We start from the raw sequence: 24,398 nt of genomic DNA, 5'->3' as shown, positions 1-24,398 counted from the left end.
CGCGAGCGGAACCACTGGACGACGCGTGCGCGCCGACGCGGGGCTCGTGGCGGCGTCAGCGGCGGGGGAGGCGGAACAGTGCTCACGCGCTGGTGCCGGCGGCCGGGCGCAGGGCGTAGCCGACGCCTCGTACGGTCTGGATGAGGCGCGGCATGCCGCCCTGCTCGGTCTTGCGGCGCAGGTACATCACGTAGACGTCCAGGGAGTTGGAGGACGGCTCGAAGTCGAAGCCCCAGACCGCCTTGAGGATCTGCTCGCGGGTGAGGACCTGGCGGGGGTGGGAGAGGAACATCTCCAGCAGCATGAACTCGGTGCGGGTGAGTTCGACGGACTTGCCGGCCCGGGTGACCTCGCGGGTGGCGGTGTTCATCCGCAGGTCGGCGAAGGCGAGGACCTCGCTGTCGTCCTCGACGACGGCGCGGGCGGCGGCCTCGGCGGCGAGGGCGTTGCGGCGCAGCAGGGCGCGGACGCGGGCGAGGAGTTCGTCGAGTTCGAAGGGCTTGGCGAGGTAGTCGTCGGCGCCGACGTCGAGGCCGGTGACGCGGTCACCGACGGCGTCGCGGGCGGTGAGCATCAGCACGGGGACGGTGTCGCCGCGGGAGCGCATCCGGCGGACGGCGGTGAGGCCGTCCATCCGGGGCATCATGATGTCCAGCAGGACGAGGTCGGGCTTGTCGCGTTCGACGGACTCCAGGGCCTCGTAGCCGTCGGTGGCGGTGGCGACCTCGTAGCCCTCGAAGGCGAGGCTGCTCTCCAGGGCGTCCCGGAGGGCGGGTTCGTCGTCGACCACGAGGAGCCGGGCGGAGGGGTGGCCGGCCTCGGCGGTGCTGCGGTCGTCGGCGGACGGGGTCATGGGCTGGTGCCCTTTCTCGTCGGGTGGAGGGCCTGCTGGGTCGCTGGGTCTGCTGGAGATAATTGTCCGCCTCGCGGACGTCTACCGGTTCCTACGGATTGTGGCTCACAGGCTCTGGCCGGATTCGAGCTTCGGCAGGACCTGCTTGATGTCGTTGATCGGGATGGCGAAGCCGAGACCGACGCTGCCGGCGCCGCTGCTGCCGGAGGAGTTGGATCCGCTGGGCGCGTACATCGCCGAGTTGATGGCGATGACCTGCCCGTTGGCGTTGATCAGCGGCCCGCCCGAGTTGCCGGGGTTGAGGGCCGCGTCGGTCTGGAAGGCCTTGTAGGTGGTGGTGTCGCCGTTGCTCTGCTGCTGGGCGCCGCCGCCGCGGGTACCGGGCAGGCCGGGCAGGAACGGGAGGCCGAAGCCGCCGTTGCCGCTGGTGGAGCCCTCGTCGAGCTGGACGGTGACGTCGCGGTTCTCGGCGCTGATGATGCCGGAGGTGACGGTGCCGGTGAGGCCGTCGGGGTTGCCGATGGCGACGACCGGGTCGCCGATGGCCGTGGTGGAGGAGTCGCCCAGGACGGCGGGGGTGAGGTTCTTGGCGCCGCTCGCGGTGATCACGGCGACGTCGAGCTTCTTGTCGGTGCCGGTGACGGTGGCGGAGGCGGTGGAGCCGTCCTTGAAGGTGACGGTGATCTGTCCGCCGTCGGAGGCGGTGGCGATCACGTGGAAGTTGGTGAGGATCCGGCCGTCGGTGTTCAGGACGACGCCGGTGCCGGTGGCGGTGCCGGTGCGGTCCTTGACGGTGATCTGCACGACGCTTGGCGAGACGGCGGCGGCGACGGCGGGCACGTTGGCGGTGCCGTCGGTACGGGCCGAGACGGGGCTGGCGATGGTGCCGACCCGGGTGTCGGCGGACTGCCGGTCGGCGGCGATGACCCCGCCGGTGACCCCGCCGATCACGGCGGCGATCGCGGCGACGGCGGTCACCAGGGCGAGCCGCCCGCGCAGCAGTCCGCGCCGCGCCCGGCCGCCGTGGTCGCCGTGGTCGCCGGGGCCCTCGGGGCCCGAGGGCCCCGAGGGGTGACCGAACAGGGTGGGCGGCTCGGGCGGCATGGGTGGCGGGGGCGGCGTCGCGCCGAAGGCGCCGTCGGAGTGGTCCTCGCGGTGGCCGTACCCGGCGTACGGGTCGGTGCCGCCGGTGTCGGAGCCCAGCACGGTGCCCTCGATGACGCGGGGCTCGTACTGGCCGTACTGCTCGCTGGGGTTGTGCCGCTGTTCGCTCATGCCGACCAAGCTCCGCCTGGTGGATGAGGACCGGATGAGAAGCGGCTCAGAACGTGCCGAGAACCCCGTTGGGTTCTCATAAAGCCTGGTCAGGCCGTCGATGAGGCAGAACCGGTGGTTCCGCTCCGGTTACTCCTGGGCGGCCCGGCCGGGGGCGGCGCCGTCGCAGCCGCAGGAACGGCGGATGACCAGGCGGGACGGGAACTTGCGGACCCGTTCGGTGTCCGAGCCGGGCACCATCAGGGAGTCGTCCAGCACCAGGTCCACGGCGGCCCGGGCCATCGCGTCGCGGTCGGAGGCGACGGTGGTCAGCGGCGGGTCGGCGAGCGCGGCTTCGGGCACGTCGTCGAAGCCGGCCACCGCGAGGTCCTCGGGGACGCGCAGGCCGACCTCGCGGGCGGCCCGCAGCACGCCGATGGCCTGGTCGTCGGTGGAGCAGAAGACCGCCCGCGGCCGGTCGGGGGAGCGCAGCAGTTCGAGCGCGACCTCGTAGGCGCCGTAGCGGTGGAAGGGCGCGTCGATGAGGTGCGGTGCGGTGGGGATGCCGTGGGCGTCCATGGCGCGCTGCCAGCCCTCGACGTGGTCGATGACCGGGTCGCCGGGCGCGGGGGACTCCACCGGGCCGCCGAAGCAGGCCACGTACGGGTGTCCGTGCTCCTCCAGCAGGTGGCGGACGACGGCCTCGGCGCCGCCGACGTCGTCGGTGACCACCGCGACGTCGTCGATCGCCTCGGGACGGCGGTGCAGCAGGACGACCTTCGCCCCCTCCATCGCGGCGAACTCCTCGGCGGCGCGCTGCGAGGGGCCCTGGCTGACCAGGATCAGGCCGGAGACCCGCATGCCGAGGAAGGCGCGGACGTAGTGGACCTCGCGGTCGTCGACGTAGTCGGAGTTCCCGATCAGTACGAGCTTGCCGCGCTCGGAGGCGGCCCGTTCGACGGCGTGCGCCATCTCGGCGAAGAAGGGCTGGCGGGCGTCCGGGACGACCATGCCGATCAGGTTGGTCCGCCGGGAGGCCATCGCCTGGGCGACGCTGTTCGGCCGGTAGCCGAGCTGCTCGATCGCCGCGAGGACCTTCTCCCGGGTCGCGGGCGCGACCGGGCGCGGACCGTTGTTGATCACGTAGCTGACGACCGCGGTCGAGGTCCCAGCCAGTCGGGCTACATCGTCGCGCGTCACCTTGGCCACGGGGGGAGTCTACGCGTGTGGTCCCCGGGGCGGCAGTGGGACCTGGGGCCGCTCCGGGGGCGCACCGGGAGCAATCCGGACGAGCCGGGCGGGGGACGGCCCGCCCGGCTCGTCCGGCGGGGAGGTCAGGCCTCCAGCGGGGTCGAGGGGCGCTGGGCGAGGTCCGGGCGCTCGCTCTTCTCGGCCTTCTCCGGGACGACGAAGCGGTAGCCGACGTTGCGCACGGTGCCGATCAGCTGCTCGTTCTCGACGCCGAGCTTGGCGCGCAGCCGGCGGACGTGCACGTCCACCGTGCGGGTGCCGCCGAAGTAGTCGTAGCCCCAGACCTCCTGCAGCAGCTGGGCCCGGGTGAAGACCCGGCCGGGGTGCTGGGCGAGGTACTTGAGCAGCTCGAACTCCTTGAAGGTGAGGTCGAGTGCCCGGCCCTTGAGCTTGGCGGAGTAGGTGGCCTCGTCGACCGAGAGGTCGCCGTTGCGGATCTCCATCGGGCTGTCGTCGGTGACGACCTGGAGGCGGCCGAGCGCCAGCCGAAGCCGGGCCTCGACCTCGGCCGGGCCGGCGGTGTCCAGCAGGACGTCGTCGATGCCCCACTCGGCGGTCACGGCGGCCAGGCCGCCCTCGGTGACCACCAGGATCAGCGGGCAGCCGATGCCGGTGGAGCGCAGCAGCTGGCACAGGCTGCGGATCTGCGGCAGGTCGCGCCGCCCGTCGACCAGGATGACGTCCGCGCTGGGGGTGTCCACCAGGGCCGCTCCCTCGGCGGGAGCCACCCGGACGTTGTGCAGCAGCAGGCCGAGGGCCGGCAGCACTTCGGCGGACGGCTGCAGTGCGTTGGTGAGGAGGAGGAGTGAACTCATACCCGGTGGTCCCCTTTCCGGGTCGTCGCGGTAGCGCCACGGTTGCCGCCGCAGCCGGAGGGCGCAAGTGCTGAGGGGAGGGGGAAGGACGCCCGGGCGGGGTCGGGGGAGCGCTCGACGGGCCGGGGGTCCCGCAACCCCTGGTGCACCGTTCCTGCCCTGCTCATCCCGCGAACCCTCCGGTCTGGTCCGGTTCCGGGTGGCGGCCCGGCGCCGGGTGGCGTCACCCCGCCGACCCGGCACGTCCTTGTGCCGCGAGAGGCGGGGCGGTCCCTGCGGCACGCCGGGGGTGGGCCGGCGAATCGCACGAACGTCCGTACTGGCGTCCTGAAAGCACAAAAGGACCCGGGGGCGACTCTGCCCGGATCCCTCTTGGTCCATGAGGATAGCCGACCGCCTTCCGCGCCGGGAGTGCGCGAATCCGGCGGTTCGCCCAATGCGGGCGCACGCCGGGTGAGCCTGGACACAGCTTCGAGCGCCGCCGCGGGCCCGCCCGGCCGGGGCGATTGCCGCTGGGACCGGCGGACAGGCCATCATGGGACCCACATCGGCGGCGCTGTCGGGGTCCATCGTTCGGGTGGTCGGACGGCGCGGCGGTGGCGAGCCGGACCGGGTCACCGGGGCCGGGCGAGGACGAACGGAAGGGGTGGCCCGATGGGCGCGACCACCGAGCCCGCCAGCGGCGCCCGGGTGCGCGGGACGATCCGCTACTGGGCGGCGGCGAAGTCCGAGGCCGGGCTGGCCGAGGAGCCGTACGAGGCGGCGACCCTGGCGGAGGCGCTGGCGGCGGCCAAGGAGCGGCACGCCGACCGGCCGAAGTTCGTCGGGCTGCTCGGGCACTGCTCGTACCTGGTCGACGGGGCGCAGGTGGGCGGCCGGGACCACGCGACCGTGGCCCTGACCGAGGGCGGGACGGTCGAGGTCCTCCCGCCGTTCGCGGGAGGCTGAGCGGCGTGACGGACATGAACTACCCGAACGACGGCGGCGGCTACGGCGACTGGCCGCAGCAGCCCCGGCATCCGCATCCGCAGCAGCAGGCGCCGTACCCGCCGCAGCACGCGCAGCATCCGTACGGCTATCCGGTGGACGACGACGCGGCGACCACGGTGCTGCCGCCCGTCCCGCCGCTGGACGACCCGGCCGCGACCACGCTGCTGCCGCCGGTGCCCCCGCTGGACGACGCGGCGACCACGGTGCTGCCGCCCGTCCCGCCGCTGGACGATGCGGCGGCCACCACCCTGCTGCCGCCGGTGCGGGTCGCCGGCGCGATGCCGGTCGCCCCGCCGCAGCACTCCGGCCGGCCGCCGCAGCAGCAGCCGGTGCAGCAGCCCCCGATGCGGCATCAGCCGGTGCAGCAGCCGGCGATGCCGCCGCAGCCGTCCCGGGCACGGCACGCGGCCCCGGTGCCGCAGCAGGCCCCGCAGCAGGCCGCGCCCGTCGGCCACCCCGCGCCCGTCGGCCACCCCGCGCCCGCCGGCCCGCCCGCCGCCGGGCTCGGTTTCGACCCGCCGACCATGACGCTCAAGCGCCCGGACGCCCCCGCCGCCCCGCCGTACGGCGCCCCGCCGGCGCAGCCGGTGCCGGCCGCCCCGGGGGCCGGAGCCCCGCAGGGCCGGACCGGTTCGCCGATCATCGACCCGGGCCTCCAGCCCGCCCTGATCACGGCCGGCGCGGCCGCGCTGCTGGCCGGCGGCGCGGCGCTGGGGCAGGTGGCGCTGGCCCTGGTGGTGGCGCTGCTGCAGCTGCTGACGGCGGCCGGCTGGTTCCGGCTGAACGGCATGTGGCCGGCCCGGCAGGGCATCCTGCTGGCGGCGCTGTCCGGGTTCGTGGCCGATGCGGCGGTGCTGCTGGCGGACTCGGACGGCGGCGTGGCGGCCGTGGTGGGCACGCTGGGCGGGTTCTTCCTGCTGGTGCTGGTGCTGCAGACGTTCCGGCCGTCGGACCCGAAGGAGCGGTTCTACGCGCTGACCGTACTGGGTTCGGCCACCGTGGTGACGGCGCTGTGCACCGCGCTGCTGCTGGCCGACTGGGTGCCGGCCGGGGTGGGCGCGGTGGCGCTGGCCACCGTGCTGGCGGCGGCGCCGCTGCCCGGGCCGAAGCAGCTGGGCCCGGTGCTGGGTCTGGTCGCGGCGGTGCTGCTGGGCTTGCTGGTGGGCGCGCCGGTGGCGCTGGGTGCGCTGGCCGGGCTGGGTGCGCTGGTCGGCCGCCGGGTCGCGGCGTACGACTTCCCGTCCCGCTTCGTGCACATGACGGCGGGCGTGGCGCTGCCGCTGGCGGTGGCCGCGCCGCTGATCTGGATGGCCACCGGCCCGCTGGCCGGCTGAGCCCGTCCGCCGCGACCGCGTCCCGCCCCGGAACCACCTTCCGGGGCGGGACGTCGTACGGTCGTGCGGTAGGGGCCGCGTCCGGGGCGGTCCAGGGACGGGACGGCGGCGGACCGCGGCGGGCGACGACGGCGACCGGTGACGACGGGGGACACGATGCGCGGATGGCTGAAGGCGACGATCGGCGTGGCGGTGCTTTCCGGGCTGCTGCTGGGCGCTGACCGGATCGCGGTCGGAGTGGCCGAGGACGAGGCCGCCGACCAGTTGGTGAAGAGCGGCCAGATGAGCAAGCGGCCGGACGTCACGATCGAGGGCTTCCCGTTCCTCACCCAGGTGGTGTCGAAGAAGCTCGACGACGTCCGGATCTCCTCGGACGGCCTGACCGTGCGGAACAACGGCCAGCAGGTGGCGCTGCACTCCTTCAAGGCCAAGCTCTCCGGGGTCGAGGTGAGCGACAACCTGAACAGCGCCACGGTGGACACCGGCACCGGCAGCGGCGTGATCACCTACCAGGACCTCGCCCAGCTGCTGCCCCCGGCCTCCCAACTGCTGGGCGGCGCCTCGCTGCCGGTCGGCGGCAACTCCCGGCTGAGCCTGTCGTACGGCGGGCCGGGCAAGGTCAAGGCCTCGCTGGGGCCGGTCTCGGTCGGCGAGGCCACCGTGCACAACGACGGCAACACCATCACGGTGGACGGTCTCCGGCTGAGCTCGCTGGCCGAGATGTTCGCCGGGCTCTCCAACCGGAAGGTCGAGCCGGCCAGTGTCACTCTGGACTCGATGCCGGCCGGGCTGAAGCTGGCGGCGAAGGACGGCGTGACGCCGCTGCCGGAGGGACTCCAGCTGTCCTTCGAGGGCAAGGGCGTGAAGCTGCTGGGCTGAGCCCGGCCCGGGTGCGCCCCGTTCCGCTCCGCGAGACGCGCTGTCCAGCGCGGACCGCGGAGCGGCGTCGTTTCCGCCCGTTGTGCGCCGTGGCGGGGCGCCCGGCCGGGGCCGGGCGGGGCGCCGGTCGGGCGGCGTGGGGGCAGATCCCAGCATTCGATCGTTTTGGTCTCGCTATTCGATACGCTGATGACAGGCGACCCCCGGTGTCCCTAGCATCGTCGGCATGAAGCGACAGACGGATCTCACGAAGCGGCGGGCGGTCGACCTGTGCCGCGTGGCCGCCTGTCTGTGTCGAATGCGCTAAGTCGGCATCCTGGCAGGGCGGTTGACGCCCGCCGCCGATTCCCCGGTGACCTCCTGGAGCCCTTGCGGCCGCTGGTCGCCGCCGTACGCCGCAGTTCCCCGCCCGGTCGTCCCGGCTTCGCTCCTCCGTCCCATCATTCGGACGGGCATTCGGACCGCACCCGTTTCGGGCAGCCCTGCAGCACCTGTTGAGCAGCACCTTCCGCCAACCGCCCCCGGATGGAGAACACCACCATGAGCCGCAGTGACGTCCTGGTCGACGCCGACTGGGTCCAGGCCCGCCTGGACGACCCGAAGGTCGTCATCGTCGAGGTCGACGAGGACACCTCCGCGTACGACAAGAACCACATCCGCAACGCCGTCCGGATCGACTGGAAGAAGGACCTCCAGGACCCGGTCCGCCGCGACTTCATCGACCAGGCCGGCTTCGAGGCGCTGCTCAGCGCCAAGGGCATCGCCAACGACGACACCGTGGTCCTGTACGGCGGCAACAACAACTGGTTCGCCTCGTACGCCTACTGGTACTTCAAGCTGTACGGCCACGGCGACGTCCGCCTGCTGGACGGCGGCCGCAAGAAGTGGGAGCTGGACTCCCGCGACCTGGTCTCCGAGGTGCCGGCCCGCGCCGCGACCGAGTACAAGGCGCAGGCCGCCGACTCCTCGATCCGCGCCTTCCGCGACGACGTGATCGCCGCCATCGGCACCCTCAACCTGGTCGACGTCCGCTCGCCCGACGAGTTCTCCGGCAAGCTGCTCGCCCCGGCGCACCTCCCGCAGGAGCAGTCGCAGCGCCCCGGCCACGTGCCGAGCGCCCGCAACATCCCGTGGGCCAAGAACGCCAACGACGACGGCACCTTCAAGAGCGACGAGGAGCTCAAGGCCCTGTACGAGGCCGAGGGCATCGACCTGGCGAAGGACACCATCGCCTACTGCCGCATCGGCGAGCGCTCCGCGCTCACCTGGTTCGTGCTGCACGAGCTGCTGGACCAGCAGAACGTCAAGAACTACGACGGTTCCTGGACCGAGTACGGCAGCCTCGTCGGTGTGCCGATCGAGCTCGGCAACAACTGAGCCCCCGGCTCGACCCGTAAGTCAGAAGGAGACAGACATGTGCGGTGCGAAGGCCGGCGGCCCGGACCTGGCAGGAGTTGACGTGGCGAACGAGACGATCATCCAGGGTTCGGTGACCCGCGACGGTGAGCCGGTCAACGGCTACGTCCGGCTGCTCGACGAGGGCGGCGAGTTCACGGCCGAGGTGCCCACCTCGGCGACCGGCCAGTTCCGGTTCTTCGCCCGCCCGGGCAAGTGGACCCTGCGCGCGCTGGTCCCGGGCCAGACCGTGGACCGTCAGGTGGTGGCCTCCCAGGGCACCGCCGTCGAGGTCGCGATCGCGGTCTGACCGGTTCGGACGACCACACCGGGGCCCCTGCCGTGCAGGGGCCCTCGGTCGTACCGTGGAAGACGTGCAGACGAGGCGCCGGCGGCGCTACTACTACGCCATGATGGGCGTGTGCCTGGGCCTGTTCGTCCTGGCCTGGGACGTGGTGCGGTTCTTCTCGGTGGGCGCGGCGGTCGGCCTCTGCGTGGTCGCGATGGTCATTCCGCCGCTCGCCGCGGTGTTCGCCAACAAGCGGGACCCGGACGACGACTGGTGGAACGACCCGCGCTGGGACGACCCGAAGTGGGACGACCCCGGCCACGACCGGGACCGCCCCGACCACGAGGACCGGTCGTAGCGGTCAGTAGACGAGCGCCTGGACGCCGTCCGCCATGATCTCGCTGAGGAAGACCTGTGCGCCCGCGATCCGGACGCCCTCGACGGTGTCCTTCTGTTCGATCCCGCGCCGGGCCGCGCACTGGGTGCACAGGGTCACCGAGCCGGCCGCCAGGACGGACTCCAGGAGGTCCGGCAGCGGCGCGGCGTGCGGCAGCTCGAACTCCGCCGCCCGCCCCGGCACGGCGAACCAGGACGACTCCCCGGTCAACCAGAGCGAGACGTCGATCCCGCTGGCGACGGCCACGGCCGCCACCGTGAAGGCCTGTGAGCACCGCTCGGGCGCATCCGCCCCGGCGGTCACCTTGATGACGAGCTTCTTCGACATGGCGCCACCTTAGAGGCCGCGCGGGCCCCGTCCGCCGTCATCGCGGGATCCCTTGGGCAAACCTTGGACGGCGTCCGGACGCGGCCCCGGCCGGTCGGCCCGGCAACCGGCGCGGCGGGGCGCGGAACCCGACGCGGTGGGACGCGAAACCCGACGTGGTGGGGCTCACCGCGACCGGCCGTAGCCCGCCGGATAGAGTGAGCGCGAGCAAAATCCACCACACTGTCGCCGCCTGGGAGCCCCCCGTGTCCGGTCTGGAAATCTTCTTCGACGGTCTGCTGGCCCTGATGGCCGTGCTGATCACCTGGTTCGCCATCTTCTCGGTGATGAAGCTGTACCAGGGCCAGCGCTGACCCTGCCGTACGGTTGAGGCAGACCGCACCGACCACGACAGCGACCAGGAACATGATCGAGATCCCTTCTGACCTCCACAGGGACGTCGTCCCGCTCGCCTTCCTCCTCGGTACCTGGGAGGGCGCGGGCGTGTACGCCCCCCTGCCCAATGAGTCGGGCCCCGGCGCGGAGAAGTGCAACTTCGGCCAGGAGATCGTGATCCGGCACGACGGCCGTCCCTTCCTGGAGTTCCGCTCCCGCACCTGGGTGCTGAACGAGGAGGGCGAGAAGGTCCGTCCGCTGGAGAACGAGCACGCCTTCTGGCGCATCACCAGCAACCACGACGGCACCAGCGGCGCCCGGGGGATCGAGATCTCCTCCGTCCGCGACGACGGCACGGTCGAGATCTGGTACGGCGAGCTGGCCGACGGCAAGCCGCAGGTCGACGTCTCCACCGACGCGGTGGCCCGCATCGAGGGCTCCCCGGAGTACTCCGGCGGCAAGCGGCTGTACGGCTTCGTCAACGGCGAGCTGCTCTGGGTCGGCGAGAAGGCCGCCCCGAACGTGCCGCTGCGCCCGTACATGTCCGCGCAGCTGAAGAAGGTGCTCAGCCCGGCCCAGCTGATCAAGGACATCAACGACCTCCCGGACGACGGCATCGCGTTCTTCAAGTGACCGGCTTCTCCGAGTAGGCCCGCACAATCCGTGCACGAGGTAGGGACCGGCCCCCGGCCGGTCCCTACACTTGCCTCAGGACCCCCGACCTTGGCAGGGACAGAACCGTGGCGGACACCGGCACCACCGACTGGCAGCTCTCCGGCGACTGGAAGGCCGACCTGCGCGAGCGCGGCTACCGCCTCACGCCGCAGCGACAGCTCGTCCTGGAGGCCGTGGACGTGCTCGACCACGCCACCCCCGACGACATCCTCTGCCACGTCCGCAAGACCGCCAGCGGCGTCAACATCTCCACCGTCTACCGGACCCTGGAGCTGCTGGAGGAGCTGGGCCTGGTCTCGCACGCCCACCTCGGCCACGGCGCCCCGACCTACCACCTGGCCGGCCGCCACCACCACCTGCACCTGGTCTGCCGGGACTGCGAGAAGGTCACCGAGACCGGGACCGAGATCGCCCAGCCGCTGATCGACCGGCTGCGCGAGCAGCACGGCTTCGACACCGACCTCAAGCACTTCGCCATCTTCGGGCGCTGCGCCGACTGCGCCGCCGGGCAGGACGGCGGCCGGTCGTAAGCTGGCCGGTATGACCGGTGAGAAGAGCCCGCTGCTTGCCCTGCCCGGAGCCGTCCCCGCCGAGGGGGCCGACGAGGGTGTCGCCGCCCACTACGGCGACATCTTCCGCGAGCAACGGAACCTGTCCCGGGGCACCGGCTTCGTCGACCTCTCGCACCGCGGCGTGGTCACCGTCACCGGCGCCGACCGCCTCGCCTGGCTGCACCTGCTGCTCACCCAGCACGTCAGCGGGCTGGAGCCGCAGCACGCCACCGAGGCGCTGGTGCTCTCCCCGAACGGACACGTCGAGCACGCGCTCTACCTGGTCGACGACGGCACCACCACCTGGGCCCACGTCGAGCCCGGCACCCAGGGCGCGCTGGTCGGGTACCTGGAGAGCATGAAGTTCTTCTACCGGGTGGAGGTCGCCGACGCGACCCCCGAGTACGCCGTGGTGCACCTGCCGGCCGGCTCCACCGGCTCCGTCGAGGGCGCCGCCGCCGTTCGCGAACTCCCGTACGGGCGCGACCTGTTCGTGCCGCGCGCCGAGCTGGAGAAGCTCACCGCCGGGTACGGTCCGGCAGCCGGGGTCTGGGCGTACGAGGCGCTGCGGATCGAGGGCCACCGCCCCCGGCTCGGCTTCGAGACCGACCACCGGACCATCCCGCACGAGGTGGACTGGCTGCGCACCGCCGTCCACCTGCAGAAGGGCTGCTACCGCGGCCAGGAGACCGTCGCCCGGGTGCACAACCTGGGCCGCCCGCCGCGCCGACTGGTCTTCCTGCACCTGGACGGCACCGAGGAGACCCTGCCCCCGCACGGCACCGAGGTGCGGCTGGCCTCCGACCCGGACGGGCGGTCGCTGGGCTTCGTGACCTCCTCGGCCCGGCACCACGAGCTGGGCCCGATCGCGCTGGCGATCGTCAAGCGGAACGTCCCGGTGGACGCGGTGCTGCTGGCCGGGACGGTGCCGGGCACCCAGGACGTGATCGTCCCGCAGTAGCCCGGTGGCCCGGTGGCCCGGTGGCCCGGTGGCCCGGTGGCCCGGGATCTCGGTGGCCCGGGATCTCGGCGGCTCTCCGGCTCAGACCTCGACCAGGACGGTGAACGGGCCGTCGTTCACCAGCGCCACCTGCATGTCGGCGCCAAACCTGCCCGTCTCCACCTTGGCGCCGAGCACGCGCAGTTGGGCGACCACCTCGTCCACCAACGGCTCGGCGACCGGGCCGGGGGCGGCGGCGTTCCAGGTGGGGCGGCGGCCCTTGCGGGTGTCGCCGTAGAGGGTGAACTGGCTGATCACCAGCAGCGGGCCGCCGATGTCCGAGCAACTCTGCTCCACGCCCTGGTCGTCGGCCGGCAGGATCCGCAGCGTCCAGAGCTTGCGGGCCAGTTGGGCCGCCTTGGCCGGGGTGTCCTCGTGGGTCACGCCGACCAGGACGCACAGGCCGGGCCCCTCGATCGCGCCGACGGTCTCGCCGGCCACGGTCACCCGGGCCTCGGTCACTCGCTGCACCACTGCTCGCATGCCGCCATTGTGCCGGAGCACCGCCCCGCGGGGAGAGGTGCGCATCAGGGGCGCACATCAGGGGCGCGCGAAAGGGTGGCGCACGCCGTGCAGCGCGCGCCTGCGCAGGGTCGGGCGCCACTCTTCCTGCGGAAAGGCCCGGTCATATCAGCCACCCCTGTTCGCCAGGGGGCCGTTCGGGTGCACGGGCGGTGCGCGCGCGCCGGGTGGGGTGGCACGCTGGGGGCCGTACGAAGGGCCCGGCGCGCCTGAAGGTCCGCCGCATCGGGCCGGGTTCGGCCGGGCGGTCGAGCCGGTAGGTCAGGCGTTCTGTCGGGGTCGCCCCGGCGGGTGGTCCCGGCCGGGGAGTGGAACCCTTCGGGGCCCCCGGGCGTGCCAACGGACGGGACGCGCGAGCCCGTCGGGGGACGGGCCGGGCCGGCGGCAGGGACGGGCTGCCGCGAGCGGGCGGGATCGGACGACGGCAGGTGGGCTGGATGATGGACGCGAGCAGCGCGGCGTGGAGTCGCTCCGGGCAGGTGGCGCAGGCCCCCGGGGGCCCGTCCTGGGCGGTCGGCCCGGACGGCGAGCCCGACCTGGAGCGGCTGGGCCTGGACCAGCTGCGGGTCCTGCGCCGGGAGACCCTGGAGCAGGAGGCCGACCTGTCCTACCTGCGGCGGCTGCTGCACGGGCGGATGGACATCCTGCGCGCCGAACTGGACCGGCGCCCCGGCGGCGGCCCGGTCCACCCCGCCCGGGCGGCCGGCGAGGAGCCCGGCGGCGACCTGCTGGACCGGCTGCCGGCCATCCTGACCGACGCGCCCTCCACCGTGCGGCGCTCGGCCCGGCACGTCACCCTCGGCCCGCCGCGCACCCAGGAGTCGCAGCTGGAGGCGGACGCTCTGATGGGCGACGTCCAGCTCGCCGACCTGGCGGCCCACCCGGCCGAGGAGCTGCTGGCCGCCCTGGAACGGCTGCGGGCGCACGAGCGCGAGGTGTCCGGCCGGCGCCAGCGGCTGCTGCGGACGGCCGACGGTTGCAATGCCGAGATCACCCGCAGGTACCGTGATGGGGAAGCACGGGTCGACGACCTGCTCTCGGAGAGGCCGCTCTGACCGGCTGAGGCGTCGCGGGCGGGTGGGACTCCGGCTTCCTCCCGGCCCACACCCTCGCCCCCGGAAGGCTCCCCGATGTCCCAGTCCGCCAACCCGCCCGTGCTCGCCGAGGTCATACGCTCGGGCTTCACCGAGGGCCGTCACCACGGCTCGCTGGTCCTGCTCGCCGCCGACGGCTCGGTGGAGTTCGCGCTCGGTGACCCCGACGCGCCGGTCTTCCCGCGCTCCACGGCCAAGCCGTTCCAGGCGGTGGCCACCCTGCGGGCCGGGCTGGCGATCGAGGGCGAGCTGCTGGCGCTGGCGGCCTCCAGTCACTCTGCAGAATCGTTTCACCTGTACGGTGTGCGGGCCATCCTCGGCTCGGCCGGCCTCGACGAGTCGGCCCTGCGCACCCCGGCCGACCTCCCGCTGGACGAGACCGAGGCGGAGCTGCTGCTCGCGGCCGGCGGCCGGCGCGCCCCGATCCTGATGGACTGCTCCGGCAAGCACGCCGGCTGGCTGGCCGCCTGCGTCGCCAACGGCTGGGACACCGAGGGCTACCTCGACCCGGTGCACCCGATCCAGGAGCTGGCCCGCGAGGCCCTGGCGGAGGCCACCGGCGAGACCCCCGGGCACACCGGGGTGGACGGCTGCGGCGCCCCGCTGCTGGCCGTCTCGCTGACCGGCCTGGCCCGCGGCTACCGCAGCCTGGTGCTGGCCGCCGAGGGCACCGCGCAGCGCCGGGTGGCCGACGCCATGCGCACCCACCCCGAGTACGTGGCCGGCACCCGTCGGGCCGACACCTGGCTGATGCGGGCCCTCCCGGGCGCGCTGTCCAAGATGGGCGCCGAGGCCGTCCAACTGGTCGCGCTGCCGGACGGCCGGGCGCTCGGCTTCAAGATCGACGACGGCGCGGAGCGGGCCCGCGGCCCGGTGCTCGCGGCGGCCCTGCGCCGGCTCGGCGTGACCGGCGCGGACGACACCGTGGAGCGGATCGGCGCGGCCCCGCTGCTCGGCGGCGGCGCCCCGGTCGGGCTGGTCCGGGCGGCGTTTTAGGGCGTCTGACGATTCCCGCCGGGCGCGCGACGCCGGGGCACGCGCCTCGCCGCGTTGTCGTCGGTCGCCGACGGCCCCCGGCCTTCGGCCGGGAAGTGCCCCCCGCCGCACGGACTCCCTCCTCCGCCTTGCGATGCCCGCACCCCGACGCCGCGCGCTGATCCGACGCGACTTGTCGGACACGCCCTGGCCGGCCCCGGCCGCCCGCACCGGCGGTCGCGGCGGCCGCCGGGGTGCGGGCGGCCCCGGGGCGGTGCACGGTGGACCGGGGGCCGTCGCACAGCTGAGGGAGTCCGCCATGACCGACCACGTGTACCGGGTGACCGAGATCGTCGGGTCCTCGACCGAGAGCGTCGACGCCGCGATCCGCAACGGGGTGGAAAGGGCGTCCCGGACGCTGCGCAACCTCGACTGGTTCGAGGTCGGGCAGGTCCGGGGCCACCTGGAGGACGGCCGGGTCAAGCACTACCAGGTGTACCTCAAGGTCGGCTTCCGGTTGGAGGACTGAACCGGCGGCAGCGGGGCGCGCTGGGCCGGCGCCCGGGCCGGCGCCACCCGCGCCCGCTCGCCGGGGCCGGTTCCGGGGCGCGGGGGCCTCAGGCGCTCAGCGGATAGCCGGCGTCCAGGTCGTGGAAGACCGCCCCGTTGAGCACGAAGGCCCGCTTGCACTCCTCGACCACCCGGCGCCGCTCCACCTCGTCCATCGCCGCGCCCGCCGCGTCCAGCTTGGCCCGGTACTCCCGCTTGAAGGCGGCCGGGTTGTCGATCTCCTCGAAGACGTAGAACCGCACGCCGTCGCCCTTGCGCTCGAAGCCCCAGGTCTTCTCGGCCACGCCGCGGATGATCTGGCCGCCGGAGAGGTCGCCCAGGTAGCGGGTGTAGTGGTGGGCCAGGTACCCGGCCGGCCACTCGGCGGCCAGTTCCTCGATCCGGGTGACCAGGGCGGTGGTGGCCGGCAGCGGGGCCAGTCCGTCCCGCCAGTCGGGGCCTCGCAGGTGCGCCAGGTCGCGCTCGACGGCGGCGGTGCGCAGCAGCGCCCCGTCGATGAAGGGCCCGGCCAGCGGGTGGTCCGCGAGCTGCCCGGCCCGGCTCTCCAGGGCACGGTAGACGTGCCAGAGCTGGCCGGTGAGGTCGGCGTAGGCCTCGATCCCGAGTTGTCCGCCCAGCAGGCGACTCATGAACGAGGACTGCTCCGCGGCCTCGTGCTCCTCGCTGCTCGCGGTGCGGAGCACCGTGGAGAACGGGGTGGGCTCGGGCGTGGTCATGCGGCCTCCTGGGATCGGGATCGACCCTAGATTTAGTCAGGCTAACCTAAGTCGATGCTCTTGCCGACAGCCTGTCGGTAAGACCGTACGGCCATCGCCCCCGGAAACGACAGGGGCCGGGGCCCGCGGACGAATCCGCGGACCCCGGCCCAGGCTGTCCCGACCTACCTCGAACTCCCCCGATCGAACGGGGAGCGAACGAGATCGGAACGACGGCTCAGTGGCCGCCCTGCTCCGCGAGGCGCTTGATCGAAGCGGTGACCTCGGCCTCGGCCTCGGCGCGGCCGACCCAGTTGGCACCCTCGACGGACTTGCCCGGCTCCAGGTCCTTGTAGACCTCGAAGAAGTGCTGGATCTCCAGGCGGTCGAACTCCGACACGTGGTGGATGTCGCGCAGGTGCTCCCAGCGCGGGTCCGTCGCCGGGACGCACAGCAGCTTGTCGTCGCCGCCGGCCTCGTCGGTCATCTGGAACATGCCGATGGCGCGGCACTTGATGAGGCAGCCCGGGAAGGTCGGCTCGTCCAGGATGACCAGGGCGTCCAGCGGGTCGCCGTCCTCGCCGAGCGTGCCCTCGACGTAGCCGTAGTCGGCCGGGTAGCGGGTCGAGGTGAAGAGCATCCGGTCGAGCCGCAGCCGACCGGTCTCGTGGTCGACCTCGTACTTGTTACGAGAGCCCTTCGGGATTTCGATAAGGACGTCGAACTCCAACGGTTCCTCCAAGGTAGGGACTGACAGAATCCAAGTGTCTCCTACGGGAGTGAGTGCTCGGGAAAGGGGCCGGTCGGTGGGAGCTGGGGTGGGGGCGGCGCGCCGTCGCAGGGGGAGGGCGGCCGGACTGTTCGGAGCGGCCCTGCTGGTCGCCGGAACGGTGCTGGGCGCGGGCGGTGCGTACGCGCAGCCGTCTCCCGGTGCGGCCGGGCACAGCGCGGGGCCGGGCGAGGACGACAACGGCCAGGGCGACCAGGGCGGCCAGGGCGACCAGGGGGGTCGCGACGGCCGCAAGGGCGACCACGGGAAGACCAGGCCCGGTCCGGGCCAGAGCTCCACCGGGCCCGCCCGCCGGAACGGGTCGCCGAGCACCACGCCCGGTGACAGCGCTTCGCCGACCGCGCGCCCGGCGCCCGGGGCGGGCGCCGTCCTGGCCACCGCCGGCAGCGGCCCGGAGGCCGCCGCCGTCCCCACGACGCAGGGCCTCCAGCAGGCGCTCGCCCCCGCCCTCGGCGACAAGAGCCTGGGTACCGTGACGATCGCCGTCGCGGACGCCGCCGACGGCCGACTCCTGTACGGCTCCGGGGAGAACACCCCGGCGACCCCCGCCTCCACCACCAAGCTGGCCACCACGGTCGCGGCCCTGTCGCTGATCCCCGCAGACACCCGGCTCACCACCCGGGTGGTCCGCGGCGCGGACCCGGGCACCGTGACCCTGGTCGGCGGCGGGGACCCGACGCTCACCGCGCTGCCCGCCGACCAGGTGCAGATCGGCGGCCAGCCCGCCGACGCCGACACCGCCCCCGCCTCGCTGGAGGCCCTCGCCCGGCAGACCGCCACCGCCCTCAAGGCGACCGGCACCACCACGGTCAAGCTGGACTACGACCTGTCCCTGTACAGCGGCAGCCCGCAGCACCGGAACCCGGACAACCAGAACATCGCCCTGGTCGTCCCGCTGATGGTGGACGAGGCGAAGACCGACCCGAAGAGCAGGGAGGACGCCCCGGCCCGGGTCGCCGACCCGGCGGGCGCGGCCGCCACGGCCTTCGCCACGATGCTCGCCGCCCAGGGCGTCACCGTCGAGGGCAAGGCCAAGCCGGCCGCCGCCCCGGCCGCCGCCGACGCCCCCGTCCTCGGCAAGGTCGACTCGCCCACCGTCGCCCGGCTGGTCGAGCGCCTGCTGACCACCTCGGACAACCAGCTCGCCGAGGCGATCGCCCGCCAGGTCGCCCTCGCCGGTCACCAGCCGGCCAGCTTCGAGGGTGCGGCGACCGCCGTCACCCAGGAGCTGGCCAAGCTCGGCGTGCCGATGACCGGCGTGGTCCTCCACGACGGCAGCGGCCTGCACCCGGACAACGAGATCCCGCCCGCCGTGCTGGTCAAGCTGCTCGCCCTGGCCGGCTCCGACCAGCACCCCACCCTGCGCCCGGTGCTCACCGGCCTCCCGGTCGCGGGCTTCACCGGCACCCTCAACAAGCGCTACGGCTCCGGTTCCGGCGCCGCCGACGCGGCCGGCCTGATCCGCGCCAAGACCGGCACCCTCAGCGGCGTCAACACCCTGGCCGGCACCGTCGTCGACGCCGACGGCCGCCTGCTCGCCTTCGCCGTCATGACCCGCACCGCCGCCCCCGCCGACACCGCCCGTGCCGCCATGGACCGGATCGCCGCCCGCCTCACCTCCTGCGGCTGCCACTGAGCCCCCACCCCCCTTCCGCGCCCGGCCGGTCGGCGAGGGCTTCCGGGCCCTTCGGGGGAGCCGCCGGGCGGGTTCGCGGGGGCCGGGGAAGGGCAGGGAGGAGGGTGGGTCGGTGTTGGGATCCGATGGCTGCCGTCGGTGGTGGTGAGCACGTACGGTGAGGGCATGACGAGCGCGAGTGGCGGGGCTGACATGGTCGACTGGAATCTCGCGGTCGCAACCGCGACCAGGTTGGTGCGGCCGGGGCCGGAGGTGAGCCGGGCGGAGGCGGCGGCGGTCGTCGCCGAGCTGCGCCGGCACGCGCTGGAGGCCGAGGAGCACGTGCGGGCGTTCACCGGGATGCGGTCGAGCAGCCTGGCCGCGGCCGCCGCGACGCCGGTGCTGGTGGTGGACCGTCCGGGCTGGGTGCGGGCGAACGTGGCGGGCTTCCGCACCGTGGTCCAGCCGCTGGTGGAGAAGCTCCAGGCACGGCGGGCGAACAGCGCGGCGGCGGGCGTCTTCGGGGCGGTGGGGGAGAAGGCCACCGGGATCGAGGTCGGTGCGCTGCTGGCGTTCCTGGCGACGAAGGTGCTGGGCCAGTACGAGACCTTCGCCCCGGCCGAGCCCTCGCTGGAGGCGCCGGACAGCCCGGCGGCGCTGTTCGACAAGCCGCGGCTGGGCCCGGAGAGCCCGGGCCCGGGCCGACTGCTGCTGGTGGCGCCGAACATCGTGCACGTCGAGCGCGAGCTGGACGTCGACCCGTCCGACTTCCGGCTCTGGGTCTGCCTGCACGAGGAGACCCACCGCACCCAGTTCACCGCGGTGCCCTGGCTGCGTGACCACATCCAGTCCGAGGTGCAGTCCTTCCTGGCCGAGACGGACGTGGACCCGGGTGCGCTGCTGGACCGGTTGCGCGACGCGGCGGGCGTGCTGGGCGGCGGGCTTCCGGGGGCGGGCGGCCGGGAGGGCCGGGACGGCGCCCCGGCAGGGACCCTGCTGGAGATCGTCCAGTCGCCCGCGCAGCGCGAGATCCTGGGCCGGCTGACGGCGGTGATGTCGCTGCTGGAGGGTCACGCGGACGTGGTGATGGACGGCGTCGGCCCGGCGGTGGTGCCGACGGTCGCGGAGATCCGGGAGAAGTTCCAGCAGCGCCGCGACCGCGGGGCGAACCGGCTCGACCTGGTGCTGCGCCGACTGCTCGGCATGGACGCCAAGCTGCGGCAGTACCAGGACGGCGCGGTGTTCGTCCGGGCCGTGGTGGAGCAGGTCGGCATGGAGGGCTTCAACCGGGTGTGGACGTCCCCGAACACCCTGCCGACCAAGGACGAGATCCACGACCCGGCCGCCTGGGTCGCCCGGGTCGCCCGCTGAGGGACCCCGGGGGCCCGATCGGGCAATCCCGGCGCGCAGTGGGACCGCCGTCGGTCGGCGGCGGTCAAACCCGCTCGTACGAGTGGTCCAATCGTGCAGAGCGTGGGTGAAGATACGTTTCTCCATTCACCCGAACGTGGGACGGTGGTCGTACCGGTGGCGCGGGTGGCGTAGTGGGTCCCCACTATCTGCCACCATCTGTGAGCGCCCGGTAACGCGGCGCAATGCTGGTGCGCGGTTCCGGCCGCCCGCCGCAGTCCTGTCCCCTCCGTCGAGGAGTCGTCCGCCGTGGGCCCTCACCCCGCAGTCGCCGCGATACGCCTGGCCGTTCGCCGCACGCTCACCGACCTCGCCGCCGAGGCCGGTACCACCTTCACCGCGCCCGTGCGCGAGCCCCGCGAGCGCCCGGCCGGAGCGCCACTGGTGGGTGCCGCCGTCGGCACCACCCTGATCGGCAACGCCGCCCGCCACCCCTCCGGGCTGCCCCGCACCCCGGCCGCGCCCGGCTCGCCGCTGGTCCTGGTCGCCGTCAGCGGCGGCGCGGACTCGATGGCGCTGGCCATCGCCACCGCCTTCGAGGCCCCCAAGATCGGCCTGCGGGTCGGTGCCGTCACCGTCGACCACGGCCTCCAGGCCGGCTCCGCCGACCGGGCCGCCCAGGTCGCCGAGCGCCTGCGCTCGCTGGGCCTGGACCCGGTCGAGGCGGTCCCGGTGCTGGTCGGCCGCTCCGGCGGCCCGGAGGCCGCCGCCCGGGACGCCCGCTACGCCGCCCTGGACGAGGCCGCCGAGCGCCACGGCGCGATCGCGGTGCTGCTCGGCCACACCCGGGACGACCAGGCCGAGACGGTGCTGCTGGGCCTGGCCCGCGGTTCCGGCTCCCGCTCGCTGGCCGGGATGCCCGCCCAGAAGGGCCGCTACCGCCGCCCGCTGCTGGAGCTGGACCGGGCGGCCACCCGGCAGGCCTGCTCCGCCCAGGCGATCCCGGTCTGGGACGACCCGCACAACTGTGATCCCGCCTACACCCGCTCCCGGGTCCGCCACGAGGTGCTGCCGGTGCTGGAGAAGCACCTCGGCGGCGGCGTGGTGGAGGCGCTGGCCCGGACCGCCCGGCTGTTCCGCGACGACGCCGACGCCCTCGACCAGTGGGCCTCCTTGGCCGAACGCGACCTCCGTACGGGCGAGGGCGCCCTGGACGCCGTGAAACTGGCCGAACTGCCGTCCGCGGTGCGGCGCCGGGTGCTGCGCCGGGCCGCGCTCCGCGCGGGCTGTCCGGCCGGGGACCTCTTCGCCCGGCACCTGGAGACGGTGGACCTGCTGGTCACCGGATGGCGGGGCCAGGGGCCGCTGCACCTACCCGGGGGCGTCGAGGCCACCCGCAGGTGTGGCACGCTGGTCTTTCGGCGGCAGGGCGACTGAGGGCGAGGCATGTCCCGGGGGAGCCGGCCGCCGGCCACACAGACCCCGAACGTTTGAGGACGTATCCCCGGTGGACCAGAACGACATGGGCGCTGACCTCGCGAAGGTGCTCATCAGCAAGGACGAGATCGACGCCAAGCTCCAGGAGCTGGCCGAGCGTATCGACCGGGACTACGCAGGCAAGGACCTGCTGATCGTCGGCGTCCTCAAGGGGGCCGTGATGGTCATGGCCGATCTCGCCCGGGCCCTGCACTCGCAGGTCACCATGGACTGGATGGCCGTCTCCTCGTACGGCATGGGTACCAAGTCCTCCGGCGTCGTGCGGATCCTGAAGGACCTGGACACCGACATCGCCGGCCGGGACGTCCTGATCGTCGAGGACATCATCGACTCCGGCCTGACGCTGTCCTGGCTGCTGGGCAACCTGGGCTCGCGCGGCCCGGCCTCGCTCGAGGTCTGCACCCTGCTCCGCAAGCCGGACGCGGCCAAGGTCGAGATCGACGTGAAGTACGTCGGGTTCGACATCCCCAACGAGTTCGTGGTCGGCTACGGCCTGGACTACGCGGAGAAGCTGCGTAACCTGCCCTTCATCGGCACCCTCGCTCCGCACGTCTACGGCGGCTGAGGGCCCGTTCGGGCTACGGGTGGGAACAGTAGGCCGTTCCCGCCCGTTGGACCCGGGGGGACAAAGAACGACAGCCGTGTCGCCGTGCTCCCGCCATGGGCGGGTCCGACTGCGGTACGGTCCAATAAACCGCTCTTCACATGAGCATCGACCGGATGCGCCGCGGCCCACAGCCAGCCGGCGCCGCTGAGTGGCAGGAGGGACGGGGCGGCAACGCCCCGCATGGATGGACGTCAAGCGATACTTCCGTGCGCCGATCATGTGGATCGTGCTGGCCGTCCTCGCCGTCATCGTACTGATGCAGGTCGTTTCGGACTCGAACGGCTACAAGACGGTCGACACCGGTCAAGTTGTCGCGGCGATCGACGCGCACAACGTCAAGTCGGCGCAGATCACCACCGGTGACTCGAACACGATCAAGATCCAGTTGAAGGACGGCGCCACGCTGTCCCCGGCCGGTACGGGCAAGGCCCCTTCCGGCACCAAGTTCCAGGCCTCGTACATCGGTGACCAGGGCGTCGCGATCGCCGACAAGCTGCAGTCGCAGATGAACGACAAGAGCAGTTCGCTCACCGAGGGCTACACCGTCAGCCCGGAGAAGCAGAGCACCTTCGTCAGCCTGCTGCTGTCGATGCTGCCGATCGTGATCATCGTCCTGGTCTTCCTGTTCCTGATGAACCAGATGCAGGGCGGCGGCTCCAGGGTCATGCAGTTCGGCAAGTCCAAGGCCAAGTTGCTGACCAAGGACACCCCGAAGACCACCTTCGCCGACGTCGCCGGCGCGGACGAGGCGGTCGAGGAGCTCCACGAGATCAAGGAGTTCCTGCAGGAGCCGGCCAAGTTCCAGGCGGTCGGCGCCAAGATCCCCAAGGGTGTGCTGCTCTACGGCCCGCCCGGTACCGGCAAGACCCTGCTGGCGCGTGCCGTCGCGGGCGAGGCCGGGGTGCCGTTCTACTCGATCTCCGGTTCCGACTTCGTCGAGATGTTCGTCGGCGTCGGCGCCAGCCGCGTCCGCGACCTGTTCGAGCAGGCCAAGGCGAACGCCCCGGCGATCATCTTCGTCGACGAGATCGACGCCGTCGGCCGGCACCGCGGTGCGGGCCTCGGCGGTGGCCACGACGAGCGCGAGCAGACCCTCAACCAGCTGCTGGTCGAGATGGACGGCTTCGACGTCAAGGGCGGCGTGATCCTGATCGCGGCGACCAACCGCCCCGACATCCTGGACCCGGCGCTGCTGCGCCCGGGCCGCTTCGACCGCCAGATCGCGGTGGAGCGCCCCGACCTCCAGGGCCGTCTGGACATCCTCAAGGTGCACCAGAAGGGCAAGCCGATCGCGCCCGACGTCGACATGTCGGCCGTCGCCAAGCGCACCCCCGGCTTCACCGGCGCGGACCTGTCGAACGTCCTCAACGAGGCCGCGCTGCTGACCGCCCGCTCGGACAAGAAGCTGATCGACAACGGCATCCTGGACGAGGCGATCGACCGCGTCGTGGCCGGTCCGCAGAAGCGCACGCGGATCATGTCCGACAAGGAGAAGAAGATCACCGCGTACCACGAGGGCGGTCACGCCCTGGTCGCGGCGGCCTGCCAGTACAGCGACCCGGTGCACAAGATCACCATCCTGTCCCGCGGTCGGGCCCTCGGCTACACCATGGTGCTGCCGGAGGAGGACAAGTACTCCACCACCCGCAACGAGATGCTCGACCAGCTGGCTTACATGCTGGGCGGGCGTGCGGCGGAGGAGCTGGTCTTCCACGACCCGACCACCGGTGCCTCGAACGACATCGAGAAGGCCACCGCCACGGCGAGGGCCATGGTCACCCAGTACGGCATGACCGAGCGCCTGGGTGCGATCAAGTTCGGCAACGACAACTCGGAGCCCTTCCTGGGCCGCGAGATGGGCCACCAGCGCGACTACTCGGAAGAGGTCGCCGGGCTGGTCGACGAAGAGGTCAAGAAGCTCATCGAGAGCGCGCACAACGAGGCCTGGGAGATCCTGGTCGAGAACCGTGACGTGCTCGACAACCTGGTTCTGGAACTCCTGGAGAAGGAGACCCTGAACAAGGAGCAGATCGCCGAGATCTTCGCCCCGATCGTCAAGCGCCCGGCCCGGCCGGCCTGGACGGGCTCCGCCCGCCGCACGCCGTCCACCCGGCCGCCGGTGCAGTCGCCGAAGGAGCTGGCGCTCACCAACGGGGCCGCCGCCTCGGACACCGCGCCGGTCGACATCGTGAAGCTCCCGCCGCTGCCGGCCACCGAGCCGCCGACCGAGAGCTGATTTCGGCCACCGTAGGGAATGGATGCCGCGTCACCAGGGTTTGTACCCTGGAGGCGCGGCAT

General features: G+C 73.1%; 26 protein-coding genes. 18 read left to right on the top strand and 8 right to left on the bottom strand.

The window, feature by feature from the left end; genetic code table 11:
- Positions 1–82: 82 nt before the first annotated feature.
- The 4 genes from ACZ7BZ_RS34260 to ACZ7BZ_RS34245 all read right to left on the bottom strand — a co-directional run bounded on the left by ACZ7BZ_RS34260 (position 83) and on the right by ACZ7BZ_RS34245 (position 4,173).
- Positions 83–853, bottom strand: a complete 771-nt coding sequence (locus ACZ7BZ_RS34260) for a response regulator transcription factor (RefSeq protein WP_470361751.1) — start codon at positions 851–853, stop codon at positions 83–85.
- A 105-nt stretch (positions 854–958) separates the two neighbouring features.
- Positions 959–2,128: a S1C family serine protease gene (locus ACZ7BZ_RS34255; RefSeq protein ID WP_470361750.1), complete on the bottom strand. Its 1,170-nt coding sequence runs from the start codon at positions 2,126–2,128 to the stop codon at positions 959–961.
- Positions 2,129–2,257: 129 nt separating this feature from the next.
- Positions 2,258–3,316, bottom strand: a complete 1,059-nt coding sequence (locus ACZ7BZ_RS34250) for a LacI family DNA-binding transcriptional regulator (RefSeq protein ID WP_470361749.1) — start codon at positions 3,314–3,316, stop codon at positions 2,258–2,260.
- A 125-nt stretch (positions 3,317–3,441) separates the two neighbouring features.
- The gene (locus ACZ7BZ_RS34245; RefSeq protein WP_470361748.1) at positions 3,442–4,173 is read right to left on the bottom strand and encodes a response regulator transcription factor; all 732 of its coding nucleotides are present in this window, start codon (positions 4,171–4,173) and stop codon (positions 3,442–3,444) included.
- Positions 4,174–4,827: 654 nt separating this feature from the next.
- Here ACZ7BZ_RS34245 and ACZ7BZ_RS34240 point away from each other — a divergent pair.
- The 7 genes from ACZ7BZ_RS34240 to ACZ7BZ_RS34210 all read left to right on the top strand — a co-directional run bounded on the left by ACZ7BZ_RS34240 (position 4,828) and on the right by ACZ7BZ_RS34210 (position 9,418).
- Positions 4,828–5,121, top strand: a complete 294-nt coding sequence (locus ACZ7BZ_RS34240; protein ID WP_380464106.1) for a MoaD/ThiS family protein — start codon at positions 4,828–4,830, stop codon at positions 5,119–5,121.
- A 5-nt stretch (positions 5,122–5,126) separates the two neighbouring features.
- Positions 5,127–6,497 (top strand): hypothetical protein, encoded by a 1,371-nt coding sequence (locus ACZ7BZ_RS34235; RefSeq protein WP_470361747.1) that lies wholly within the window; start codon positions 5,127–5,129, stop codon positions 6,495–6,497.
- Between the two features lie 156 nt (positions 6,498–6,653).
- Positions 6,654–7,376: an LmeA family phospholipid-binding protein gene (locus ACZ7BZ_RS34230; protein ID WP_470361746.1), complete on the top strand. Its 723-nt coding sequence runs from the start codon at positions 6,654–6,656 to the stop codon at positions 7,374–7,376.
- Positions 7,377–7,602: 226 nt separating this feature from the next.
- Entirely contained in the window at positions 7,603–7,683 is an 81-nt protein-coding gene (locus ACZ7BZ_RS34225) for an Ms5788A family Cys-rich leader peptide (RefSeq protein WP_350517234.1), read from the top strand.
- A gap of 233 nt (positions 7,684–7,916) precedes the next feature.
- Positions 7,917–8,753, top strand: coding sequence for a sulfurtransferase (locus ACZ7BZ_RS34220; protein WP_380461706.1), 837 nt, complete (start codon positions 7,917–7,919; stop codon positions 8,751–8,753).
- Positions 8,754–8,790: 37 nt separating this feature from the next.
- On the top strand, positions 8,791–9,081 hold the full coding sequence (locus tag ACZ7BZ_RS34215; RefSeq protein ID WP_030059605.1) for a DUF1416 domain-containing protein: 291 nt from the start codon (positions 8,791–8,793) through the stop codon (positions 9,079–9,081).
- Between the two features lie 64 nt (positions 9,082–9,145).
- Positions 9,146–9,418 (top strand): DUF3099 domain-containing protein, encoded by a 273-nt coding sequence (locus ACZ7BZ_RS34210; RefSeq protein ID WP_470361745.1) that lies wholly within the window; start codon positions 9,146–9,148, stop codon positions 9,416–9,418.
- Between the two features lie 3 nt (positions 9,419–9,421).
- Here the strand turns inward: ACZ7BZ_RS34210 and ACZ7BZ_RS34205 are convergent, their stop codons facing one another.
- Complete coding sequence (locus ACZ7BZ_RS34205) at positions 9,422–9,784, bottom strand: DsrE family protein (RefSeq protein ID WP_380461708.1); 363 nt, start codon at positions 9,782–9,784, stop codon at positions 9,422–9,424.
- 405 nt (positions 9,785–10,189) lie between these two features.
- Here ACZ7BZ_RS34205 and ACZ7BZ_RS34200 point away from each other — a divergent pair, with 405 nt between their 5' ends.
- From ACZ7BZ_RS34200 to ygfZ, 3 genes are all read left to right on the top strand, one after another.
- A complete protein-coding gene (locus ACZ7BZ_RS34200) occupies positions 10,190–10,792 on the top strand; it encodes a heme-binding beta-barrel domain-containing protein (protein ID WP_380461709.1) in 603 nt (200 codons plus the stop codon).
- 107 nt (positions 10,793–10,899) lie between these two features.
- The gene (locus ACZ7BZ_RS34195; RefSeq protein ID WP_470361744.1) at positions 10,900–11,364 is read left to right on the top strand and encodes a Fur family transcriptional regulator; all 465 of its coding nucleotides are present in this window, start codon (positions 10,900–10,902) and stop codon (positions 11,362–11,364) included.
- A gap of 10 nt (positions 11,365–11,374) precedes the next feature.
- Positions 11,375–12,346, top strand: a complete 972-nt coding sequence (gene ygfZ, locus ACZ7BZ_RS34190) for a CAF17-like 4Fe-4S cluster assembly/insertion protein YgfZ (protein ID WP_380461711.1) — start codon at positions 11,375–11,377, stop codon at positions 12,344–12,346.
- Between the two features lie 81 nt (positions 12,347–12,427).
- Here the strand turns inward: ygfZ and dtd are convergent, their stop codons facing one another.
- Entirely contained in the window at positions 12,428–12,868 is a 441-nt protein-coding gene (gene dtd, locus ACZ7BZ_RS34185; RefSeq protein WP_470361743.1) for a D-aminoacyl-tRNA deacylase, read from the bottom strand.
- Between the two features lie 476 nt (positions 12,869–13,344).
- Between dtd and ACZ7BZ_RS34180 the strand changes: the two genes are divergently transcribed.
- The 3 genes from ACZ7BZ_RS34180 (at position 13,345) to ACZ7BZ_RS34170 (ending at position 15,505) form a co-directional block, all read left to right on the top strand.
- A complete protein-coding gene (locus ACZ7BZ_RS34180) occupies positions 13,345–13,962 on the top strand; it encodes an RsiG family protein (protein ID WP_470361742.1) in 618 nt (205 codons plus the stop codon).
- Between the two features lie 75 nt (positions 13,963–14,037).
- Positions 14,038–14,997 (top strand): asparaginase, encoded by a 960-nt coding sequence (locus ACZ7BZ_RS34175; RefSeq protein ID WP_470361741.1) that lies wholly within the window; start codon positions 14,038–14,040, stop codon positions 14,995–14,997.
- 298 nt (positions 14,998–15,295) lie between these two features.
- The gene (locus ACZ7BZ_RS34170) at positions 15,296–15,505 is read left to right on the top strand and encodes a dodecin (protein WP_380461715.1); all 210 of its coding nucleotides are present in this window, start codon (positions 15,296–15,298) and stop codon (positions 15,503–15,505) included.
- Positions 15,506–15,593: 88 nt separating this feature from the next.
- Here ACZ7BZ_RS34170 and ACZ7BZ_RS34165 read toward each other — a convergent pair whose 3' ends face one another.
- Together ACZ7BZ_RS34165 and ACZ7BZ_RS34160 are read right to left on the bottom strand one after the other, a co-directional pair.
- A complete protein-coding gene (locus ACZ7BZ_RS34165) occupies positions 15,594–16,262 on the bottom strand; it encodes a biliverdin-producing heme oxygenase (protein ID WP_470361740.1) in 669 nt (222 codons plus the stop codon).
- A 217-nt stretch (positions 16,263–16,479) separates the two neighbouring features.
- Entirely contained in the window at positions 16,480–16,971 is a 492-nt protein-coding gene (locus ACZ7BZ_RS34160) for an inorganic diphosphatase (protein ID WP_030244505.1), read from the bottom strand.
- A gap of 76 nt (positions 16,972–17,047) precedes the next feature.
- On the opposite strand from ACZ7BZ_RS34160, the gene dacB reads away from it, so the two are divergent.
- The 5 genes from dacB to ftsH all read left to right on the top strand — a co-directional run bounded on the left by dacB (position 17,048) and on the right by ftsH (position 24,336).
- Positions 17,048–18,667 carry a D-alanyl-D-alanine carboxypeptidase/D-alanyl-D-alanine endopeptidase gene (dacB, locus tag ACZ7BZ_RS34155; RefSeq protein ID WP_470361739.1) on the top strand — a complete coding sequence of 540 codons (1,620 nt, stop codon included), beginning with the start codon at positions 17,048–17,050 and terminating at the stop codon, positions 18,665–18,667.
- Between the two features lie 165 nt (positions 18,668–18,832).
- The gene (locus ACZ7BZ_RS34150) at positions 18,833–20,017 is read left to right on the top strand and encodes a zinc-dependent metalloprotease (protein ID WP_470361738.1); all 1,185 of its coding nucleotides are present in this window, start codon (positions 18,833–18,835) and stop codon (positions 20,015–20,017) included.
- 288 nt (positions 20,018–20,305) lie between these two features.
- Positions 20,306–21,433: a tRNA lysidine(34) synthetase TilS gene (gene tilS / locus ACZ7BZ_RS34145; RefSeq protein WP_380461719.1), complete on the top strand. Its 1,128-nt coding sequence runs from the start codon at positions 20,306–20,308 to the stop codon at positions 21,431–21,433.
- Positions 21,434–21,503: 70 nt separating this feature from the next.
- A complete protein-coding gene (gene hpt / locus ACZ7BZ_RS34140; protein ID WP_045692298.1) occupies positions 21,504–22,058 on the top strand; it encodes a hypoxanthine phosphoribosyltransferase in 555 nt (184 codons plus the stop codon).
- Between the two features lie 226 nt (positions 22,059–22,284).
- Positions 22,285–24,336, top strand: coding sequence for an ATP-dependent zinc metalloprotease FtsH (ftsH, locus tag ACZ7BZ_RS34135; RefSeq protein ID WP_380461720.1), 2,052 nt, complete (start codon positions 22,285–22,287; stop codon positions 24,334–24,336).
- The last annotated feature ends 62 nt before the right edge of the window (positions 24,337–24,398 follow it).

It is taken from the genome of Kitasatospora sp. NPDC036934 (assembly GCF_055608425.1).
Note: the sequence above shows the minus strand (reverse complement) of the source record. Positions and strands in the feature narration are given on the sequence as shown.

Bases quoted from the DNA above. Each gene is read 5' to 3' on its own strand.
- ACZ7BZ_RS34180 (WP_470361742.1), top strand. From the start codon at position 13,345: ATGATGGACGCGAGCAGCGCGGCGTGGAGTCGCTCCGGGCAGGTGGCG.
- ACZ7BZ_RS34230 (WP_470361746.1), top strand. From the start codon at position 6,654: ATGCGCGGATGGCTGAAGGCGACGATCGGCGTGGCGGTGCTTTCCGGG.
- ACZ7BZ_RS34225 (WP_350517234.1), top strand. From the start codon at position 7,603: ATGAAGCGACAGACGGATCTCACGAAGCGGCGGGCGGTCGACCTGTGC.
- ACZ7BZ_RS34240 (WP_380464106.1), top strand. From the start codon at position 4,828: ATGGGCGCGACCACCGAGCCCGCCAGCGGCGCCCGGGTGCGCGGGACG.
- ACZ7BZ_RS34245 (WP_470361748.1), bottom strand. From the start codon at position 4,173: ATGAGTTCACTCCTCCTCCTCACCAACGCACTGCAGCCGTCCGCCGAA.
- ACZ7BZ_RS34215 (WP_030059605.1), top strand. From the start codon at position 8,791: ATGTGCGGTGCGAAGGCCGGCGGCCCGGACCTGGCAGGAGTTGACGTG.
- ACZ7BZ_RS34165 (WP_470361740.1), bottom strand. From the start codon at position 16,262: ATGACCACGCCCGAGCCCACCCCGTTCTCCACGGTGCTCCGCACCGCG.
- dtd (WP_470361743.1), bottom strand. From the start codon at position 12,868: ATGCGAGCAGTGGTGCAGCGAGTGACCGAGGCCCGGGTGACCGTGGCC.
- ACZ7BZ_RS34170 (WP_380461715.1), top strand. From the start codon at position 15,296: ATGACCGACCACGTGTACCGGGTGACCGAGATCGTCGGGTCCTCGACC.
- ACZ7BZ_RS34205 (WP_380461708.1), bottom strand. From the start codon at position 9,784: ATGTCGAAGAAGCTCGTCATCAAGGTGACCGCCGGGGCGGATGCGCCC.
- ACZ7BZ_RS34150 (WP_470361738.1), top strand. From the start codon at position 18,833: ATGACGAGCGCGAGTGGCGGGGCTGACATGGTCGACTGGAATCTCGCG.
- ygfZ (WP_380461711.1), top strand. From the start codon at position 11,375: ATGACCGGTGAGAAGAGCCCGCTGCTTGCCCTGCCCGGAGCCGTCCCC.
- ACZ7BZ_RS34260 (WP_470361751.1), bottom strand. From the start codon at position 853: ATGACCCCGTCCGCCGACGACCGCAGCACCGCCGAGGCCGGCCACCCC.
- ACZ7BZ_RS34255 (WP_470361750.1), bottom strand. From the start codon at position 2,128: ATGAGCGAACAGCGGCACAACCCCAGCGAGCAGTACGGCCAGTACGAG.
- ACZ7BZ_RS34175 (WP_470361741.1), top strand. From the start codon at position 14,038: ATGTCCCAGTCCGCCAACCCGCCCGTGCTCGCCGAGGTCATACGCTCG.
- ftsH (WP_380461720.1), top strand. From the start codon at position 22,285: ATGGACGTCAAGCGATACTTCCGTGCGCCGATCATGTGGATCGTGCTG.
- ACZ7BZ_RS34200 (WP_380461709.1), top strand. From the start codon at position 10,190: ATGATCGAGATCCCTTCTGACCTCCACAGGGACGTCGTCCCGCTCGCC.
- ACZ7BZ_RS34220 (WP_380461706.1), top strand. From the start codon at position 7,917: ATGAGCCGCAGTGACGTCCTGGTCGACGCCGACTGGGTCCAGGCCCGC.